Consider the following 19,876-nt stretch of genomic DNA (forward strand, 5'->3'; position numbering starts at 1 on the left):
ACATAAATCTAGGTTATACATACTTTCTTGTCGTATAATTGACATAAGGAGTATTTCTCTAGTCTTAGAGGTCATGTGGTAGCTTACTTATGTTGAGGTACTTCTTCTTTCGGTTTTTAGTATATATGAGACTCTATGGCTTAATAAATTTATACGTTCAAATAAAATTATATTACATTCTAGAGGTGAAACAACTTAATGAAAATTGGTGTTATAGGCTCAAAGTTTTTTTTGGATTCCTTATCTAAATATTACCCTTTATTTCCTGAAGCTAAATTTATTCCTTATCAGTATGAGAACCCAGAACAAAGCGGTATGTTAGTAGAAGAAGCAGGTAGAGAAACTGATTTAGTACTGTTTTCCGGTTCAATTCCTTTTTATTTTGGGTATAAACAAGTTGAAAATAGTTCTATAGAAGCTATATATATCCTTTTTGATGAATTGACTGTAGCGCTCTCATTATTATCAACTTCTCATCTAGGAAAAGTAAATATAAATAAGATTTCTATAGATTTACCAGATCAAAATCTGTTATTGAAGGTTCTTGAGGAATCAGAAATCGTTGAAAGGTCCCTACATGTTAAGGATTATCCTTGGATATATAAGCGGGATGGAGAAACACGGGAACTAAAAATAGCTGAATTTGTCCAATTTCACAGTAAACTGTATCAGGAAGGAAAAACCCTTTTTGCACTAACGAGTATTCATGCAGTTTACCAAGAGCTTCAAAGACTGGACATTCCCTCTAGATACATGGTTCAGTCTAGACAGACTTTGATTGATAGTCTTACAAAAGCTATATCTTTGTTAAAATTAAAGAAAACAGAGGAATCGCGAATTGCTGTTATTTCTATTCAAAGTTATCAACAGTCTCTTAAGGAAAGCGAACAATTTTTGATTTTTTTACAGAAGCTGAGTAAGAGGCTACATGCTCGAATTAATTTGGAATATCTAGATCCTAATTTGATTTATACTACTCGCGGAGCATTGCAAGCGTTTGGAACTGATTATTATAGTGACATTATTGTTGAAATGGAAAAAGAATTCAAAACTTTATTCCAAGTTGGCATTGGGTATGGATACACGATTCAAGAGGCGGAAACTCATTCTGCTCAGGCACTATTTTTCACGAATAAATTTCTAAAGAATCATTCGATAGCATGCTTAGTAGATGAAAATCAAAAATTACATGGGCCTTTATTTGAAAAAAATCATCATGTAGAGTTAAAAAATGAGAATCAGGCTATTCAAGAACTTGCTGTTGAGCTGAAAATGAGTGCAAAAAATATCAAGTTAATTTACCAGTTTATCAAAATTAATAATTTTAAAGCTTTTTCCGCTGCGAATCTGGAGGAATACATGAATTGTACGCGCCGATCGGCAGAAAGATTCATTAAAAGACTCATAGATGGGGGATGTTTTTTGCAAGCAGGTGAGGAACACCCTTACGAACAAGGAAGACCTCGAAATTTATACCTAGCCACTGATAAACTAAAAGGGATATATAATATTCACACTTGACTGAATAGTGTGAATATTATATATTATTTAAAATAACGACATATAGCGACAGTTTTGAAAGGGGAGATTGAATTGATTATCGAACGTTGTGAGATTTATGCCGTTCATTTGCCTTTAAAAGAGCCATTTGTTATTTCCTATGAAACCTATAACTACATGCCCTCTGTTATTGTGAAATTAATAGCAGATAACGGTTTAGTAGGATATGGTGAAGCGGTACCTGATGAACATGTAACAGGGGAAACATTTTATGCAACCTTTGAAGTATTAAAACATGTTCTTTTACCTGCCGTGAAACAAGAAAATCCATTTAATTTAGAAAAAATTCACGACATCATGAATTCGGCGATTTCTGGAAATCCTTCTGCGAAAGCAGCCATTGATATTGCCTGCTATGATTTGATGGGAAAGTACACGAAATTGCCTGTTTATGAATTATTAGGCGGGAAATTTCATGAATCCTTGTCTTTTGCTATGGTATTAAGCATAGACGAACCAGAGATTATGGCTGAAAAAGCACAAAAAGCTATCGAACAAGGGTATAGTTCATTAAAACTTAAGGTTGGGCGGAATATTCAATCTGATGTGAAGCGTATTGCAGCCGTTCGACAAAAAGTTGGAGAGCAGGTTCCAATTCGTGTAGATGTCAATCAAGGATGGGAAACATATGCTAATGCTCTATCAGTAGCGAAATCCTTAGAGCCCTTTCGTCTCTCATGGTTAGAGCAGCCAATCCGAATGGGTGACATTGACGGTCTTGCAGAACTTAAAGGGAAAATAACCATTCCTATAATGGCTGATGAAAGCATACATCACGGAAGCCATTTACAGGAAATTATAAATAAGAAAGCCGCAGATAAAATCAATATTAAGCTAATGAAGTGTGGCGGAATTTATCCGGCTATTCATTTAGCAAAGACAGCTGAGATTGCGGGGATTAGTTGCCAAATCGGGTCTATGGTAGAGTCTTCAATCGGATCAGCTGCAGGGTACCATGTAGCTATTTCACGGAAAAATATTACTAGTACAGAGTTGACAGGCCCACTACTATTCAGCCAGGATATTGGAAATCTTGATTATGACATCCCCTATGTACACCTTACAAGAGAACCAGGTCTTGGGATTGTGGTCAATGAAGAAGTACTTGGGCAATTAACCATAAAAAAAGAACAAGTTTAATATTTTATTAAAACGAGATTGAGGAGATTACTTAGGATGAGGTGAATTGATGGAAACGGAAAAAAATACTATACCGGTTAAGAAAAAGACATGGTTAAAAGTACCACATACATATACTCTCATATTTCTCATTATCATTCTTGCAGGGCTTGCTTCATATATAGTTCCTGCAGGTGAATTTGATCGCGTGAAGGATAAAGAATCTGGGAGAATGTTAGTTGTCGATGGAAGTTATCATACGATTGAAAGTGATCCAGTGAGCTTTTTTGATATGTTTACGTCAATTCCGTTGGGCTTGGAAAAGGGGTCCCAAATTATCTTTTATATCTTTCTTGTAAGTGGTGTATTTGGAATAATTCAAACTACTGGGGCAATTGAAGCTGGAGTCCATAAAGGCGTACGTTCTCTTGAAGGTAGAGAAAAGCTATTAATTCCGGTCAGTATGACAATTTTTTCTATCGGTGGTTTTACTATGGGGATGGCAGAGGAAACAATAATTTTCGTGCCAATTGGTATTGCAATAGCAAGAGCTATGGGATTTGATGCGATTACTGGAACGGCAATGATTACCTTAGGTGCTGCCAGCGGTTTTTTTGGAGGTATGCTTAATCCGTTTACCGTAGGGGTTGCTCAATCACTAGCTGAGGTACCTTTATTCTCTGGAATTGGTTTCCGAGTTGTTGTCTATTTTTTTGTATTAAGTTTTGCAATTTGGTATGTCAGCCGTTATGCATTTAAGGTAAAACGAAATCCTGAAAAAAGTATAATCTATGATATTGAACAAAAAGAAAAGAAAGTGACAGAGTTAGCTGAATTCCCAGAGTTGACCGTACGCCACAAGCTAGTTTTTGTAGTTTTGATTTGTGGTTTAGCATGTAACGTGTATGGTGTGTTTAAATGGAAATGGTTTTTAACAGAGCTTACGGCTTCCTTTTTAATTATAGGTATCGTTTGTGGATTAGTTGGCGGCTTGAAGTTAGGGAAACTTTTTGATTCCTTTATAGCGGGTGCTAAGGCAGTTACATTCGGGGCATTAATCGTTGGCTTTGCACGAGCTATTACAGTTGTTTTAGAGGAAGGGAAAATCATTGATTCATTGGTTTATATGATGACCTCGGGAATAGGTCAATTTCCAGAATCATTAAATGTCGTAGGTATGTTTTTTACTCAAGCATTTCTGAATTTATTCATTTCTTCCGGTAGCGGGCAGGCAGCTGCCACAATGCCAATTATGGTTCCAATTACTGATATTTTAGGATTAGAAAGGCAGATTGCGGTGCTTGCTTTTCAATACGGAGATTCTGTTACGAACTCTATTATTCCGACATCTTCTGCGTTAATGGGATACCTCGCTGTTGCTGGAATCCCATATGAGAGATGGGTAAAATTTATTTGGAAATTAATTCTCGGGTGGGCTTTCATGGCTTGTATTGCATTAATAGCTGCAGTCGCTCTCGGTATTTCCTAAGAAGATAAGGAGCGATACGATGAAGGAATTATTGAAGGAACTTAAACCTCAAGTTATGAAGATATTTCATGATCTTCATGAGAATCCAGAAGTGAGCTGGAAAGAATTTCAGACTACATCTTATATTTCCAGTATACTTCAACAAAACGGGCTTGATGTGATTAGTTTTGTTGATATGCCTGGCGTTGTAGGTGAGTGGTCTTCAGAGGACCGTTTAAGTGAGATAACGATTGGATTAAGAGCTGATATGGATGCCCTCTTTCAGGAGGTAAACGGGACCTTTCGCGCTAATCATTCCTGTGGACATGATGCTCATATGACAATTGTATTAGGTGTTTTGCTATTATTAAAAAAAATGAAGGTTACTCTTCCGGGTACATTAAAGTTTATTTTTCAGCCAGCTGAAGAAGTTGGTGAAGGAGCTTTAAAAATGATTGAAAAACAGGTAGTAGATGATGTTGACTTTCTCTATGGTCTTCATCTACGGCCTGTTCAGGAAATTAAATATGGACAAGCTGCTTCAGGTATTATTCATGGATCAGCGGATACGGTAGTTGGTCAAATTTATGGTTTTGATGGGCATGGTGCGAGACCACACTTAACTTTAAATTCCATTGAAGTGATATCTACAATTGTTGAGCAAATTAAAGGAATCCGCCTAAATCCGCAACTATCTTATTCAGTCAAAATGACACAGGCTTCTGCTGGAGGCGAGAATGCGAATGTTATTCCTGGATCCGCTAAATTCAGTCTTGATTTGCGTGCACAAACAAATGAAATTATGGATGAATTGATTGAAAAGGTAGATAGTGTCCTAAAAAGAATAGCTGAATTCTATCAGTGCCGTATAAGATTTGAACATAGAGAAAGAGTCTATTCAGCAGTTATTGACCAAGAAGCAGAACAATTTATGACCCAAGCAATTGAAAATACAATTGGATCCAAAGGGCTTGTACAACCTATTATTACCCCCGGTGGAGAGGATTTTCACTTTTATACAAAAGAAAGACCTTCTATTAAGGCAACGATGCTAGGAATAGGATGCGATTTAGAGCCTGGCTTACATCACCCTAATATGGTATTTAAACATGATGCCATTCTTACAGGAATAGAGATATTAGCCAGAACTGTTATTGAAACCTTTACAAAATATAAAAAATAATAAGCGATTTTTTGTCTTTATTCAATAAGTAAATCGCTGTTTATGCCAGGAAATCCGGGGAACGAATTAACGCTAGCGGATCTTCGGCGGTATAAACAATTTGTTGAATTGCATTATGAATCCAAATAAGGACCTCAGGCTGTTTTTCCTTCTTGCGTTGAACTACTCACCACTTTAACGTCATTACGGATTGTCTGAAGTAGGAGATTCCTAAGTACAGAGTTCTATCGAACTCTAATGGATCAGATAACTATTTATCGTTTTCTACCAGAAGACTCGCTCCTCAAAAAAGGGAAGGTGTAAAACCATAGCCATCAATTTTAAAAAAGTGTCTCCGATGCCAAAGGCATCGGAGACACTTTTTTTACAATCATTGAGTAAAATCCTGTATTTTGGGCATATTCAAATAGAGCTGCCCTTGGTTCATATTTTATGAAGCCACTGGAAGTTGCTCCGTTGCTATCTCTATTAAGCCTAGGATTTCAAACGGCGTTGTTTTTCGGTACCGCCGCGCTTTTTTTCCATTCTTACTAATATCTTGAAAGAGCCTGCTAAGCACTGAAACAGGATGTTGGAAAGTACAAAAAAGTGTGGTGTGTATTTTTTTAGATAGATTTGCACCATATAAGCGCATTTAAACTCACTCATTTCTTTTCTATGTTTCTCTCATAAAAGTCTCCGCATTTGATAGGTCGTGCTTGCGACTAGACATGATCGCAAGAGTTGGCCATATAAGTGACATTGAAACCGTTCTAGTTTCATCCGTTTGTTTACATGAATGCTAAATATAGATTTCAATTCATCGGTGTAAAAGGTTCAGGTATGGGCGCACAAGGTATTCGTAAGAGTCTTGAATCTATGACAAGTGAAAAAGTAACTGTATTAAACTTAGTTTAATATTACCCAAAAGATTCTACTCAAAGTTTGGATATGTTTAAATTATTTTTATGAATCTTTTGCGTTTTATGCAGTTTTGAATATATTCTGTAATTCATCGTATATTGAAAAGCCGAAATCTGAGCTCAGATTTCGGTTACTTTTATATAATACGTGAATCGTTTCAATCCCTCTTATCGCGCTTGAAGCATTTAGAGTTACGTTATATATTTTAAACATAGAAACATTTTAAAATATTTCATATACAAACTATAGAAAAAGAATAAAGGAGCCATGAGATTGAAGAAGACAGCGAAATGTTTATTATGGGGGACAGGCTCTATATTTGGTGCTTTCACAGCATTTATTACTTATGTGGCAATTAAGAATGTGAAGCATAAGGATGTTGAGAAATTGAAGGTGACCAATAATAACGAGCACGTTCTTAAAGTCGGTAAAGAGTTTAAGGTGACAACGTTTAATATTGGCTACGGCGGTTTAGATAAAGAGCAAGATTTCTTCTTAGACGGAGGGAAAGGCTCGCGTTCTAGTAGTAAAGAACAAACAGAAAAGAATATCAGCAATATGCTGTCTTTTTTACAAAAGGAAGATTCTGATTTTATATTAACGCAAGAGATGGATGAGAAGTCACTTCGTTCATTTGATGTGAATCAGTATAAGGCGTTTCAAGATGGACTGAAAGATCATGCGTCTACGTTTGGTGATAACTTTAATGTGCAGTGGGTGCCGGTACCAATTAAGAAGCCACACGGATATACGAACAGTGGACTTGGTTCGTTTTCAAAATATAAAGTAGAAGAAGCGACGAGATATCAACTTCCTGGAAGAGAAATGTGGCTTCGTCAATTATTCGATGTAGATCGGGCGATTGTTGAGCATAAGGTTCCGGTTGATAACGGAAAATATTTACGAATGGTGAACGTTCATTTATCTGCATATGATAAGGGTGGAAACATTCGAAAGCAACAAGTTGAGTTTTTGAAAGAGTATATGAATAAACATTTCAAAAGTGGCGATTATATCGTGCTTGGTGGAGATTGGAATCAACTATTATCTGATGTGCAGTTAAAGGATTCGAAGTTTAAAGAAGGATGGCCAGAGTGGTTAGTACAGTTACCAGAAGATTTCACTGATGGTGGGTTCCAGTGGGCTGTTGATGATACAGTTTGGACAGTTCGTGATAATGTGAAGAGCTTTGTTGAAGGTGAGAACTTTGTTACGATTATTGATGGGTTTTTAGTCTCTCAAAATGTGGAGATTGTAAGCGTACAAGGGCATGATTTGAAATTTGAAAACAGCGATCATAATCCAGTTAGTGTGGTATTGAAATTAAATTAGCAAGGGAAGACAATGGTTTCAAGGGAGTATGTGCAAGAAGGGTGTAACCACATGTTGTCTGAAGTTTTATCCAATGTAAATAATCTTTGCTCATTCATTTCATTAACCGGTTCCTTACGTATAAGGTACCGGTTAATTTGTGTCACAGTTTCCTGAAATGATGGGTGATCCTTCACGGTACAGTTGCTTTTTCTTTTATCAATTCCACAAATGCATCTTGGATTGCTCTTTTGTAAGAACGACTCGTAAATCGATATATATATCACGTAAACGATATTTAACTATCATTTTTTCAACACATTAAGAAAAAATGATGGATATACGACACATCCATCATTTTTGATTGTTGTTAGGAGTTTTACTCAAGATTTATAATTTGAAGTAAAAACAACACGTTGTTCATTAGTTTGCTTGAAAATGGGGAGGGAAGTTTATGAAGAATCAATAGTTAATTGTTGGAGCTGGACCAACTGGATTAGTTTTAGCTATTGGACTTACAAAACAAGGAATCCCTTTTAGAATTATCGATAAAAATAAAGGACTTGGAGAAACTTCAAGATTTATAGGTATACAAGCAAGGACATTAGAGTTCTATGCCAATTCGTTTTTTTGATATAATAGATGTGCAGCAAGAGATAGAAAGATATTTCTAGTAATTTATATTTAAAATGCAGGGAGATTGAACAGAGTTATGGGGAATGAAAAAGAAATTAGTTCCGCTAAATTAATATGGAAGATGACGCGCCCACATACATTAACAGCGACGTTTTCTCCTGTAATTTTAGGGACGGTGGCATCACTTTATGTTGCCGAAATTCATTGGCTTTTATTTATTGCGATGATGAGTGCATGTTTAGCATTGCAAATAGCAACGAATTTATTTAATGAGTACTATGATTTCAAACGTGGGTTAGATACCGCTGATTCTGTTGGGATTGGTGGTGGAATTGTCCGTCATGGATTAAAGCCAAAAAACGTTTTAACAGTTGCGCTTTTATTGTATGTGGTAGCAGCACTTATTGGTATTTATATTTGTATGAATAGTAGCTGGTGGTTAGTGGTCATTGGTTTAATTGGGATGGCGGTTGGCTATTTATATACAGGTGGTCCATTACCGATTGCGTACACCCCATTTGGAGAATTAGTTTCTGGCTTGTTAATGGGGACATGTTTTGTATTAATTGCTTTCTTTATTCAAACGAATACTTTTACGATTGAAAGTGTATTGATTTCCATTCCAATTGGGATTTTAGTAGGTACGATCAACATGTCGAATAATATCCGAGATATCGATGAAGATATTAAAGGTGGAAGAAAGACGTTAGCTATCCTCCTTGGGAGAGAGAAAGCAGTGGTAACACTAGCTGTAGCCTTTTTTATTGCTTATTTATGGATCGTTGTGATTGTGTTGATGGGTTATATAAGCCCTTGGACATTAATTATGTTCCTAGGTTTGAAAAAGCCAATCTCTGCAATTCAAGGTTTCCAAAAAGGAGTAAAGGAACCTGGATATATGCGCATAGCAATGAAATCAACAGCGATGACAAATACGATTTTTGGCTTCTTATTATCAGCAGGATTATTAATCAGTTATTTGTTTTAAATAAAAACCCTCAACAATCGGGCTTTTTAATATTGAAATTTCCAGAAAGATCAACGTCTATAGTATTAACATGGTTATTTTAAAAAAATTGTTCTTTATCAGTAACATGTTATCTAATTTTACTAATAAAGAATCCGATAGTGCTCCGAACAACTTCATTTAGAATCGATTCATACAATTTAGTTTATGGGAAAAGTAACATTATAAAACAAACTAAAAGAGCCAACTCATAAGAGTAGGCTCTTTTAGTTATCTACTATGTCCAATTGTTTTCTTATTTCCGTATGTCCTTTTCAGCAATAACATCGTACTGCTTCTCTCACAAGGATTTTTATAGCCGGCCAATCCCAATATAATGTAGTCCGTTTTTTACTACTTCATTTCGTTCAAGACAATTACGGCCATCAACGATTTTACATCCTCGCATTAATTTTTTTACTCGTTGCCAATTAAGTGTTTTAAATTCATCCCATTCTGTGGCAATAACTATACAATCCGAATCTGTAATAGAGGACTCCAATTCAGTATGTTGTGTAACTTGTTTTTTTACATGAGAAGGGAGAAGGGCTATTGGATCATAAGTATGAATTTCGTAACCGAGCGGGATTAGCTTTTCAATAAGTGTGACAGCGAGAGAGTCACGTGTATCATCTGTATTTGGTTTAAAAGAAACCCCTAAAATTGTTAATCTGTTTGAAGAAGGATCTTTTAAATGATTTCTGATTTTTTCAATATAAAGATCTACTTGTGTCGAATTGATAGATTGCACAGCTTGTAAAATAGGGACTGATACTTGTTTACTATTTGCTGTGTAAATTAATGAATGCAAATCTTTCGGAAAGCAGGATCCTCCATAACCAAGTCCTGCTTGAAGAAAGTCGGGATTGATTCGGGAATCATACCCAACTCCTTTTGCTACTTCAGTAATATCAATATGATAAGCGTCACAAATTCTAGCAATTTCATTTATAAAAGATATTTTCGTAGCTAAAAAAGCATTAGATGTATATTTAATCATTTCCGCGCCGTCTAAACTTGTATGAAAAAACGGTGCTTGAATACCTTTATAGAGTGCATGCATAATTTCTAGTGACTTTGTGTCATCTTTTTGTATACCTATGACGGTTCTATCTGGAAAGAGCATGTCATGAACAGCTGAGCCTTCACGAAGAAACTCTGGATTAGAAACGATATTAAAAAGTGAGGGTTCTACACCTTTTTTTATAAGCATTTCGCTCATAAATTGGTTGGTACCTGGTGGAACCGTACTTTTCGTAATAATAGTTTTATATGATTTTATGTTTTGAGCTAATATATCAATAACAGAGTCAATATATTTTAAGTCTGTTTTTCCATTGGACATGGGAGGAGTTCCTACAGCAATAAGAATAACTGCTGTTTGTTGAATAACTTGACCAACATCACTACGGAATTGTAACCGATTGCGATTTTTGTGCATAAGTTCTGTTAAACCTGGTTCATAGATAGGATACTCTCCTTTTTGGAGAGCGTTAATTTTATTTTGATCTTTATCAACACAAATAACATGATGTCCTAAATCGGCTAATACTACTGCTGATGTTAGTCCAACATAGCCAGAACCTATAATACATATATCCATAAAATAATCATCCTTTTGAAATTAGTGCTAGTTTTTCCTTTTAAATAATGATGCAAAAGAAAAACAACTCGAAGTATGTCTTTTGGAAGAATCTTACTCCAAATTGTTTGGAAGTATTCTTATTACCATATTTGATTTTAATTTGTTCCAATGATTATGTCTATCGAAGAAAATACGTTTCAGTATATTTGGTTCTATGTCTAAAACCTATCATAACCTGAGCAGGTAAGGGAGTCCCAAATTTTGTGCGATAACTTATGCGTGACGGGGATTTTTAAGTGCTTTTGAAGCTTTTGAAACAAAGGGGAAATGTCTTTTTATTAGTTTTTTAAAAATTGGTCGAGATTACCATACGGAAATATGACAACTACTTGAAAAATTATGTTGACACTTATCGTAAGCGCTTTTATAATCAATTTGACAATAATGAAAATCACTATCACTTAGGGGTAGCAGGGGGAAGCCATTCATGACATTCAAATTAAAAGTATTATCTGCAGCTGCGGTAACATCTCTTCTTTTTACGGGTTGTGCAAAAGAGGAAACAAAAGCAACGGAAGCACAAAATAAAAAGACAGAACAGACAGTGAAAAAAGAAGAAACAAAACAACAAGAAGTGGATTTTGTACAAGCTTACAAGGATGGAGTAGCTGAACTTGAAAAAGCGAAAGAAGGCAAAGAGGTTGACTTTGATAAAGTAACAAAGTTATATAAAGAAAAATTACAACCTCTTGTTCAAAAGCGAGATGGTGAATTCAATGAACAAATCGACCAAACAATTACAGCTGCATTAGAAGCAGGGAAAAAGAAAGAAATGGAACCAATGGTTGTAAAGCAACTATTTGATAAATTAATGCAAAAAGAGTTTTTCCAATCGATGCGCCATGAATTTAAAGAAATCGACACAAACTGGGGCAAAAAAGATGTTGTGAAAAAAGAAATGGATGAAGCACTTGCGTTTTATAAGGGCGTAGAAGGTACAGTTGGAAAACGCGATACAGCGTACGGTACACAAATGGCTTCTCAAATTAAAGGCGGCTTTGATGAAATGCAAGCTGCAATTGATAAAGACGACAAACTTGCATTTGCACTTGGTAAGCAAGTTGTAGATAAAACGATAATGAAAACATTCTACCTAGCGACAGGTGGAGTACCACATGGCTATGCTACAAAAATGGTAGAAGCAGCAAAAACTGATGAAAAAACAGCAAAAATTGAGCAAGCAGAGGGATGGGCATTTTATCAAGCAATCTATCCGTACATAAAAAAAGCAGCTCCTGAAGATGCAGACTTTATCTTAAAGCAGTTTGATTTGAAAACGGATGTAAAAACAGTTGATGCAAAAGCAGTAAATCAAGCGTTTGTACGTGGATTCTCAAAAGTTGCATTAGGTGAGTATAAAGAAAGCCAAGAAAACTTCGGAAAAGATAAAGGTCCTATTACAGCATTAGAAGGCGCGTTGTTCATTAATATCATTGAAAATGATTTAAAATCAGTACTTGGCGAACAGCAAACAGTAGAGTTAACAAAAACAGCACAGTCTTATTTAGATGCAGTAAAAGCGAAGAAGAAAGAAGATGCTGATAAATTGTTACCACAACTTGAGGGCGCGTTAAATAAAGCTATTGAAGCAGCGAAATAATCTGCTCATACGTATACCTTTTTGAAGAAACCTTGTCTTGACAAGGTTTCTTCTTTTACATAGTGTAGTTAAGGGTGGTGAAATGAATGAAAGTACTAATTACTGGAGGGGCTGGTTTTATCGGGAGTCATCTTGCTTTAAAGTTGTTAGAACAAGGAAAGCAAGTTGTACTACTTGATAATTTCCACTCCTATTATGCGAAATCACGAAAACAGTTTCAGCTTGAACAAGTGCAGCGATCTGGAAATGTACCATTTTATGAGTGTGATATTTTGCATAAAGAAGATGTGAAAGCTGTTATGCAGCAAGAGAAGGTTGATGCAGTTATTCATTTAGCTGGATTTCCAGGCGTGAGACCATCGCTTGAAATGCCAGGTGCTTATATTGATATTAATATAAAAGGGACAAGTAACGTATTAACATGCGCAGGAGAAGAAAATGTAAAAAAAATCATTGTGGCATCCTCTTCTTCTGTGTATGGAGAGCAAACAGGAATGCCTTTGAAAGAGGAAATGGCAAACGGCAGTGTCTTATCTCCTTATGCAGCATCGAAGTACGGGATGGAGTCACTTTGCCATGCTTATCAATATATGTATGGATTTCAAATGAATATTTTACGATTCTTTACCGTATATGGTCCGTGGGGGCGCCCTGATATGGCGATAGCAAGCTTTATTCGAAAATTATTACGTGGTGAAGAAATTGTTGTATATGGAAAAGGAACAGGAAGAGATTACACATACATTGATGATATTACAGAAGGGATTGCTCTTACGTTAGAGTCGAATGGAAGCGATGTCTACAATTTAGGTTCAAATGCACCAATTTTAATGACTGAATTGCTTGCACAGCTAGAGAAGCACTTCCCGCTTATGCGTGTAAATAGAGAGGCGCATCGTAAAGGAGATGTAACATCGACGTGGGCTGATATTTCGAAGGCGAAAAATCAGCTAGGATATGAACCTCGTGTATCATTTGCAGAAGGGTTGGAGCAGACTATTGCTTGGGCGAAAGAATATCCGGATACTGTTTAATCTTTGTGGGATTTTCTTGTTATGTGTTTTTTTTGTTATATCGTGGCAGTCATTTGAAATGTCTTCTTTGTGGGGAAAACTATATGAATTATGGAAACATCCTTATACCTTAATAGTTATTATTGTGATGTATGGCGTTGCATTTTTCTTTCGTGCATACGCTTGGAAATTGTATCTTCATCATCATATTACAATGAAAGAGGCTCTATATGGATTGTTTTATAGTTTGTTTATTAATCATGTTTCTCCATTGAAAGTAGGAGATGCTGTTCGCATTGCGATCATTACAAAAGAGAAGAAAGTGACATTAGGAGAAGCGACACAATCGGTTGTTATTCTTCGTATATTAGATTTACTTATTCTTGGTGTATTTGGAGCAGTAGGAATGTTTATATTGTGGGGGAATGTTTTACTGAATGTTCCTGTTATCCTTGCTTGCATATGTATCGGAAGTGGAGCGTTGTTTCTTTTATACAAGAAAGTACCGCAATTTGTCGAAGGACAATGGAAGCAACTAAAGACTGTTTTGTTTACAATACAAGGCGTTATCATTATCTTACTAATTGTAATGAGCTGGATTTGCGAAGCTTTTGTCATTTATGAGATTGCGAACTCACTTACATTCCTACAGGCTGTTTGGGTGAATAGTGTGACCATAGCAGGACAAGTATTTCAATTAACACCAGGTGGTCTTGGGACCTATGAAACGGTAATGACATTTGCGCTAAGGGCACTTGGAGTAGGTGAAGTGGCAGCATATGAATGGTCATTAATGAGTCACGGCTTTAAATTTATATTTTCTTACGGTGTGGGTGCAATTCTGCTCGTCTTATATCCAATGGAGTTGCGCTCACTAGTCAGTCAGAAGGGAGAAAACATCCGGTGGAAGAAGTAAAAAAAGCATCAAAGTTTGAAAAAGTTGCAGCCCGCTGCTGGAACTTACTGAATGAAGGAAAACCGTTTACGCCTATTTTTGTATTCGGTACATTTTTATTGTTTTCTATCTCGCAGTTTGGACAAAATGGTTTTATCTCAGCATTTTTTAGTAGCTTTGTCCTCATTGTACCTTTACTTGTTTTATATTATTTGTTTGATTTCCCATTGTTTTTAAGAAATTATTTATGGTTTCCGTTTATTGCATATTTAATTGTATTTAAGACGGTACATTTACCATTATTCTTTTTTGCATTAGGATTATATTTCTTCTTTACAATTCTATTTTGGGGAACTTTATATTATCATTTGCGAATTGGTACATCATGGTTGAACTTCACACGGTTTTGGAAGCTAGTTTTAAAAAATAGTGATTCTACAAGTGGGAATGCACAAGAACAGATGCCAAAGTTCTTACTGCTACTTTCACTTTGGTATTACTATTACGATTTCTTCCAAGCAGGCGGTACATTTAGCGGGGTAGATTGGAAAGTGCTGTGTATATTTTATGGTGCTCTTCTTATATATACGCTTATTTTACACCGTAATTTATTTGATTGGCAGCCAAAGGCAATTTCTAGCTATACAGAAAACATGCCTGAAAATCAAGAGGCATTAAATGAAAAAGTAGTTGTAATTGTGATAGATGGTATGCGAAAAGATCGTTTTGAGGCGGCACATACACCGTACTTAGATTCCCTTCGAAAACAAGGGACAGAGTTTTTAAATATGGAAACTGTATATCCAGCTCGTACAGTTGTATGTTTCTCATCTATGTTTACAGGAACATATTCCTTTGAGCATGGGATTAAATCGAATATGGTGTGGAAGCATGGAGTGAACGTAGAGAGTATTTTTGATTCTCTTCGTAAAGTGGATAAAACAGGGAAGATGTTGGCGGTTGCTCATCTTGTAGACGCGTTTGGCGATGATGTGGAAACATTTACTGCTGTGATGAAAAATGATGTTGTTGACTCGAAAATTATGGAGAAAGCAAGAAAGATTATGGATGAACAAGATCCAGATCTATTTATCGTCCAGCTTATTTCTACAGATCAAACAGGTCATAGTCGCGGCGTACTATATGATGAATATTTACAAAAAATTCATGAAGCAGATCAGCATGTGAAGCAATTTATTGAGCATTTGGAGAAAACAGGAAAAGCAGAAAATACGACATTTATCATTTGTGCAGATCATGGGCAAGCGGATGGTATTGGTGGTCACGGTCATTTAGACGAAGGAGAACGCTTTGTACCATTCTTTATGTACGGCCCTCATATTGCTCAAGGTGTAAAAGTAGAAGAAAAGAAGAGTCTTGTTTCTATGGCCCCTACAATTGCTTATTTATTAGGAGCACCGTATCCATCTCATAGTCGGGGTCCTGTCTTAGTAGAAGCGCTAAAGGAGCAGGAAAAAGAATGAAAGTAATTGTTTTTATACCCGCATTAAATGAAGAGGATTCTATTGCACATGTCATTCAAAAAGTGCCGCGTCATTTTCATCCAAGTGTAAAGGTAGAAGTGCTTGTTATCGATGATGGCTCAACTGATAGAACGGTAGAGGTTGCAAAAAAGGCCGGGGCTGATCACATCGTTTCACTTGCAAAAAACGGAGGACTCGGTGCAGCTGTCAGAGCAGGGTTGCAGGAAAGCTATCGTCTTGGGGCTGATATTAGTGTAATGATCGATGCTGATGATGAGTACCCAGCTGATGAAATTCCGAATGTACTTGAACCTATCTTTATGGGAGAAGCAGATTATACGATGGGTTCTCGTTTTAGAGGAACCATTCAAGGAATGAGGTTACATCGACGTCTTGGAAATTATTGCTTTACGACGCTGCAATGTTTGTTATTACGGAAATGGATTCGAGATGGGCAGTCAGGCATGCGTGCTTTTTCTAGGCAAGCGATGGAGCATGGGGAAATTATTCACGATTATAACTATGCACAAGTCATTACTTTGAATTTAGTACGAAAAGGATTTCGAGTACAAGAAGTACCGATTACTTATAAAGTACGAAAAACAGGTGAGTCTTTCATATCGTTTCGTAAGTATATGACACGTGTATTTCCAGCGATTTGGAGAGAAATGACGCGTCCAGTAGAGAAAGTAAGTATAGACTATACGGCTCATGTATTAATAGAGGATAAGAGGTGCTCGTAGCGAGCGTTTCTTATCTTCATAATGAAAGTAGTAATAATTATCGTTAACCTCGGGAGGAACGTTCATGAAAAGAATCATTACATCATTATTTGTTAGTATTTTCTTACTATTCTCGGTGCAACCAACTGCATTTGCTTATTCGTATGGAAATCCGAACGAAGAAAAAGTAGCTGAAGCATACAAGCAGATGGTTACTAAGTTAGATGAAAATCCGGCAAACTTTAAAGAAGCAAAAAAAGCATATGAAAATGTGCAAGAAGAAATTGATCAGCATATGGGAAAAGAACCTTCTAAAGCAATGATGAAGGACTTTGATAAACAAAATAAAGAAGATATTATTGCTGATATGCAAAAAATTCTTGCGCTTAATATTAATCGTCGTTTAACAAATGTAGACGAAAATTTTAAAGACTATGATACAAGCAAACGTTTATTAGCTAAAGCATTTGCTACATATGAAGCGTTATCACCAGCTGTTGGTGAGCACAATAAAGAGCTAGATACGAAGTTAAAGGATGAATTTAATAAAGCGTTAGAATCATTAGGAAATCCAGGCTTATTTGGAGTAGGTCAAAAAGAAGCAAATCAAGAGGCTTTCAAGAAAAGCAAAGACGTTATTTTAGCAGAGTTACAAAAAGAGTTTAAAATTAAAGACTTTAAAGTTGGACACTTTAGTGCAAATAGTCAAGAAGATCAAGCAGCTTCTGATAATACGGGGAAAACAGAGTGGACAGATTTAAGCAGCCTGAAAAACTGGGCTCCAATCGTAGTGATTGTACTTATACTTGTTGGGGTCATTGTATATGCTGTAAGAAAACGCAAGTAAGGGTGAGGGGGAAGAGCAATGCAACTTCAGGCATTTCTCATTACATTTCGTGAAGTATTAGAAGCGCTGCTTATCGTTGGGATTATTACAACGTACTTAAAGCGCACAGATAGTAAGCAGTATGTGAAATATGTTTGGCTAGGAGCAGGGCTTGCGGTTGTAGCAAGTTATATTGTCGCCCTAGTTTTCCAAGTTGTATTTACTGGTTTTGCTGCTATGGGGAGTGAAATGTATTTAAAAATATCCATTATTTTCATTTCAGCCATTTTACTTACACAAATGGTATTTTGGATGGCAGAACATAGTAAGAATATGACAGCTAACATGGAAAATAAAATGAATCAGTATATTACGGCTGGAAATATAATTGGAATGGTCGTGCATTCTTTCCTTGTTGTACTTCGAGAAGGTGTAGAAACTGTGTTCTTCTTCGCAGCTATTACTGGTGGAAATATTGGAGAAGCGATGAAAGGCTGGGGAGCTATATCAGGTCTACTCGTTGCAGCAGTTGTTAGCTTCTTATTCTTTAAAGGAACGATGCGTATTTCACTCAAAGTATTCTTTAAAGTAACAGGTGCATTTATCGTATTAATTGCAGCAGGACTTCTTGTACAAGGTGTTGCTATGCTTCAAGATTTAAAGATACTTGGTAGCGTAATGCCGCATGTATATGATATTACTTGGCTACTACCAGAGCATCCTATTGATTATGAGCATTATCTTCGTGATCATGGTACTGCACCACTTCTTTCTGGTGATATCGGCATTTTCTTAAAAGCATTTTTAGGATATTCCTCAATGCCGTCCATTGAAGAAGTACTTGTGTATATCGGATATTTTGTAGTGTTGTACATGTTAATTATCTTTAAAAAGCCTGTTAAAAAGAAAGAAATAATGGAAGAAAATAAGTCAGTTAGTTAAAGTACAAGGTGTTTTCCTTGTACTTTTTTTGAAGAAAGGAAATGAGATGAAACAAGTACTACGTATATGGGCAGTTATCCTTATTATTAGTGTGATTTGTATTCGTTTTTTCTATGCAAGTCCGTTTGCAGCAACGTGGGACGAAGTCGATTTTACACTTGCTTTAAAGCAATATGACATATTAGCGATGCAGCCCCATTTCCCAGGGTATCCTTTTTTTATTTTAGGGGGAATGATAACGCATATTTTTATAGAAAATCCTGTGCAATCGTTAGGGATTTTTAATGCCATTATGGCACTTGGCGCAGCTTTCCCGATGTATTGGATTGCACGCCATTATGTAAGTAAAACGAGTGCTCTTATTGTTGTAGCTGTCTTACAAACGAGCGGTTATTTCTCTATTTTAGTAACGCAACCTATGTCAGAAGGCGCAGCTTTAGCAATTGTATGGTGGTATATATGGAGTATAGAACGTGCCTTTCGCACAAAACGTTTTCAAACTCAATTCTGGCCAATTCTCTTCTTTGCGCTATTAATGGGTATAAGGTTATCCTATGCACCGTTTGGAATTGCACTTATTTTATTATTATGGCAACAATGGCATGAAGAAAAATGGCGATTTATAATCTTATTTTGTACAGCTGTCCTTTCACAACTAGTTTGGGTCAGTGCTCTTATTTGGAACATTGGTGGAATCAGGGGGCTATGGGAAATTTCTTTTGGATTTGTAGGAGGCCATTTTACCGAATGGGGTGGAGCAGTTACAGATACGAGTGAATCACTTATTTCACGTCTCTATCGCTTACTTTCTGAAAACATCATCTTTGCAGGAATAGGTATCCACTCTTATTATTTAGTAGGTTTCTTTTTGTTCTTTTTGTTTCTATTTGTTTTACAATGGAAAAATATACGTTGCTATCCAAAGGTTTTGATTGCTCTTGGAGCTTTCTATTTTCTGTGGAATTTATTTGGACAAAACATTGATAAACCTCGTCACTCTTACCCAATTGTAGCGATGTTACTTTGCATACTTGCTATTTCATGGTTAAAAACACATCGTGGTATTATCTTGCTTTTGTTTGCAACCAGTCAACTTATGATAAGTATACCGCTCATGAAAGAACAACATACGGAGGTACCAGCAACATATCAACTCGCGTCATATTTAGAGAGAAAACAAGAGCCGTTTATCGTATACACTTGGGAAGAGACGAGGGTTATGGAATATTTACAAATGCCGTATGAACATAAACGTTTTTACACATATTCATATTTTTTACAAGATAAAAAATATCATAAAAATGAGAATGTATATGTTACCAATCATCTCATTGAAGGATTTCAAAAACAAGGAATTCATATAGAAGGACAAGTTGAAAAGGAAGCCGTCTTTCATTCAAACTCATTATTTGATCCTGTTTATCATGAAATAGTTTTATACAAATGGAAAAAGGATTCTGTTGTAAAGTAAGTAAAACGCAAGTAATATTGTGATAATTTATACTTTCATTAATTGTTAAGTGATTAACCCTCTATTTCTCAATTTTAATACAGAGAAATAGA

General features: G+C 36.0%; 16 protein-coding genes and 2 pseudogenes. 16 read left to right on the forward strand and 2 right to left on the reverse strand.

Features of this window, described 5'->3' with window-relative positions; translation table 11 throughout:
• Positions 1-198 precede the first annotated feature (198 nt).
• The 5 genes from ACQKNI_RS01725 (at position 199) to ACQKNI_RS01745 (ending at position 6,227) form a co-directional block, all read left to right on the forward strand.
• Complete coding sequence (locus tag ACQKNI_RS01725; protein WP_427282141.1) at positions 199-1,521, forward strand: MarR family transcriptional regulator; 1,323 nt, start codon at positions 199-201, stop codon at positions 1,519-1,521.
• 72 nt (positions 1,522-1,593) lie between these two features.
• Complete coding sequence (locus tag ACQKNI_RS01730; protein ID WP_427282143.1) at positions 1,594-2,700, forward strand: mandelate racemase/muconate lactonizing enzyme family protein; 1,107 nt, start codon at positions 1,594-1,596, stop codon at positions 2,698-2,700.
• Positions 2,701-2,749: 49 nt separating this feature from the next.
• Positions 2,750-4,168, forward strand: a complete 1,419-nt coding sequence (locus tag ACQKNI_RS01735; protein ID WP_427282145.1) for a YfcC family protein — start codon at positions 2,750-2,752, stop codon at positions 4,166-4,168.
• Positions 4,169-4,187: 19 nt separating this feature from the next.
• The gene (locus ACQKNI_RS01740; RefSeq protein ID WP_427282147.1) at positions 4,188-5,330 is read left to right on the forward strand and encodes a M20 peptidase aminoacylase family protein; all 1,143 of its coding nucleotides are present in this window, start codon (positions 4,188-4,190) and stop codon (positions 5,328-5,330) included.
• Positions 5,331-6,104: 774 nt separating this feature from the next.
• Positions 6,105-6,227, forward strand: a complete 123-nt coding sequence (locus ACQKNI_RS01745) for a hypothetical protein (protein WP_427282226.1) — start codon at positions 6,105-6,107, stop codon at positions 6,225-6,227.
• Positions 6,228-6,293: 66 nt separating this feature from the next.
• Here the strand turns inward: ACQKNI_RS01745 and ACQKNI_RS01750 are convergent.
• A pseudogene (locus ACQKNI_RS01750) lies at positions 6,294-6,419 on the reverse strand (IS6 family transposase); the annotation flags it as partial.
• A gap of 81 nt (positions 6,420-6,500) precedes the next feature.
• On the opposite strand from ACQKNI_RS01750, the gene ACQKNI_RS01755 reads away from it, so the two are divergent.
• The 3 genes and pseudogenes from ACQKNI_RS01755 (at position 6,501) to menA (ending at position 9,168) form a co-directional block, all read left to right on the forward strand.
• Entirely contained in the window at positions 6,501-7,565 is a 1,065-nt protein-coding gene (locus ACQKNI_RS01755) for an endonuclease/exonuclease/phosphatase family protein (RefSeq protein WP_427282149.1), read from the forward strand.
• Between the two features lie 451 nt (positions 7,566-8,016).
• Positions 8,017-8,160: pseudogene (locus ACQKNI_RS01760) on the forward strand (FAD-dependent monooxygenase); the annotation flags it as partial.
• Positions 8,161-8,256: 96 nt separating this feature from the next.
• Complete coding sequence (gene menA, locus ACQKNI_RS01765) at positions 8,257-9,168, forward strand: 1,4-dihydroxy-2-naphthoate polyprenyltransferase (RefSeq protein ID WP_088229592.1); 912 nt, start codon at positions 8,257-8,259, stop codon at positions 9,166-9,168.
• Between the two features lie 331 nt (positions 9,169-9,499).
• On the opposite strand, the gene ACQKNI_RS01770 is transcribed toward menA, so the two are convergent.
• Positions 9,500-10,789: a UDP-glucose dehydrogenase family protein gene (locus ACQKNI_RS01770; protein WP_088229591.1), complete on the reverse strand. Its 1,290-nt coding sequence runs from the start codon at positions 10,787-10,789 to the stop codon at positions 9,500-9,502.
• A 469-nt stretch (positions 10,790-11,258) separates the two neighbouring features.
• Between ACQKNI_RS01770 and ACQKNI_RS01775 the strand changes: the two genes are divergently transcribed.
• The 8 genes from ACQKNI_RS01775 (at position 11,259) to ACQKNI_RS01810 (ending at position 19,784) form a co-directional block, all read left to right on the forward strand.
• Positions 11,259-12,431, forward strand: a complete 1,173-nt coding sequence (locus ACQKNI_RS01775; protein ID WP_088229590.1) for a hypothetical protein — start codon at positions 11,259-11,261, stop codon at positions 12,429-12,431.
• A gap of 86 nt (positions 12,432-12,517) precedes the next feature.
• The gene (locus ACQKNI_RS01780; protein WP_088229589.1) at positions 12,518-13,465 is read left to right on the forward strand and encodes an SDR family NAD(P)-dependent oxidoreductase; all 948 of its coding nucleotides are present in this window, start codon (positions 12,518-12,520) and stop codon (positions 13,463-13,465) included.
• On the forward strand, positions 13,431-14,360 hold the full coding sequence (locus ACQKNI_RS01785; RefSeq protein WP_098357516.1) for a lysylphosphatidylglycerol synthase transmembrane domain-containing protein: 930 nt from the start codon (positions 13,431-13,433) through the stop codon (positions 14,358-14,360). The genes ACQKNI_RS01780 and ACQKNI_RS01785 overlap by 35 nt, the downstream gene beginning before the upstream one ends.
• Positions 14,348-15,823, forward strand: a complete 1,476-nt coding sequence (locus ACQKNI_RS01790; RefSeq protein WP_098252511.1) for an alkaline phosphatase family protein — start codon at positions 14,348-14,350, stop codon at positions 15,821-15,823. The genes ACQKNI_RS01785 and ACQKNI_RS01790 overlap by 13 nt, the downstream gene beginning before the upstream one ends.
• Positions 15,820-16,566: a glycosyltransferase family 2 protein gene (locus tag ACQKNI_RS01795; RefSeq protein WP_088229586.1), complete on the forward strand. Its 747-nt coding sequence runs from the start codon at positions 15,820-15,822 to the stop codon at positions 16,564-16,566. The genes ACQKNI_RS01790 and ACQKNI_RS01795 overlap by 4 nt, the downstream gene beginning before the upstream one ends.
• 64 nt (positions 16,567-16,630) lie before the next feature.
• Positions 16,631-17,392, forward strand: a complete 762-nt coding sequence (locus ACQKNI_RS01800; protein WP_098252510.1) for a hypothetical protein — start codon at positions 16,631-16,633, stop codon at positions 17,390-17,392.
• 18 nt (positions 17,393-17,410) lie between these two features.
• Positions 17,411-18,313: an FTR1 family iron permease gene (locus ACQKNI_RS01805; protein WP_088229584.1), complete on the forward strand. Its 903-nt coding sequence runs from the start codon at positions 17,411-17,413 to the stop codon at positions 18,311-18,313.
• 46 nt (positions 18,314-18,359) lie between these two features.
• Entirely contained in the window at positions 18,360-19,784 is a 1,425-nt protein-coding gene (locus ACQKNI_RS01810) for a hypothetical protein (protein WP_427282151.1), read from the forward strand.
• Positions 19,785-19,876: the final 92 nt, after the last annotated feature.

Source organism: Bacillus sp. NPDC094064 (assembly GCF_050279585.1).
Taxonomy (GTDB): domain Bacteria; phylum Bacillota; class Bacilli; order Bacillales; family Bacillaceae_G; genus Bacillus_A.

Bases quoted from the DNA above. Each gene is read 5' to 3' on its own strand.
- ACQKNI_RS01725 (WP_427282141.1), top strand. From the start codon at position 199: ATGAAAATTGGTGTTATAGGCTCAAAGTTTTTTTTGGATTCCTTATCT.
- ACQKNI_RS01735 (WP_427282145.1), top strand. From the start codon at position 2,750: ATGGAAACGGAAAAAAATACTATACCGGTTAAGAAAAAGACATGGTTA.
- ACQKNI_RS01740 (WP_427282147.1), top strand. From the start codon at position 4,188: ATGAAGGAATTATTGAAGGAACTTAAACCTCAAGTTATGAAGATATTT.
- ACQKNI_RS01745 (WP_427282226.1), top strand. From the start codon at position 6,105: ATGAATGCTAAATATAGATTTCAATTCATCGGTGTAAAAGGTTCAGGT.
- ACQKNI_RS01755 (WP_427282149.1), top strand. From the start codon at position 6,501: ATGAGATTGAAGAAGACAGCGAAATGTTTATTATGGGGGACAGGCTCT.
- menA (WP_088229592.1), top strand. From the start codon at position 8,257: ATGGGGAATGAAAAAGAAATTAGTTCCGCTAAATTAATATGGAAGATG.
- ACQKNI_RS01770 (WP_088229591.1), bottom strand. From the start codon at position 10,789: ATGGATATATGTATTATAGGTTCTGGCTATGTTGGACTAACATCAGCA.
- ACQKNI_RS01775 (WP_088229590.1), top strand. From the start codon at position 11,259: ATGACATTCAAATTAAAAGTATTATCTGCAGCTGCGGTAACATCTCTT.
- ACQKNI_RS01780 (WP_088229589.1), top strand. From the start codon at position 12,518: ATGAAAGTACTAATTACTGGAGGGGCTGGTTTTATCGGGAGTCATCTT.
- ACQKNI_RS01795 (WP_088229586.1), top strand. From the start codon at position 15,820: ATGAAAGTAATTGTTTTTATACCCGCATTAAATGAAGAGGATTCTATT.
- ACQKNI_RS01800 (WP_098252510.1), top strand. From the start codon at position 16,631: ATGAAAAGAATCATTACATCATTATTTGTTAGTATTTTCTTACTATTC.
- ACQKNI_RS01805 (WP_088229584.1), top strand. From the start codon at position 17,411: ATGCAACTTCAGGCATTTCTCATTACATTTCGTGAAGTATTAGAAGCG.
- ACQKNI_RS01810 (WP_427282151.1), top strand. From the start codon at position 18,360: ATGAAACAAGTACTACGTATATGGGCAGTTATCCTTATTATTAGTGTG.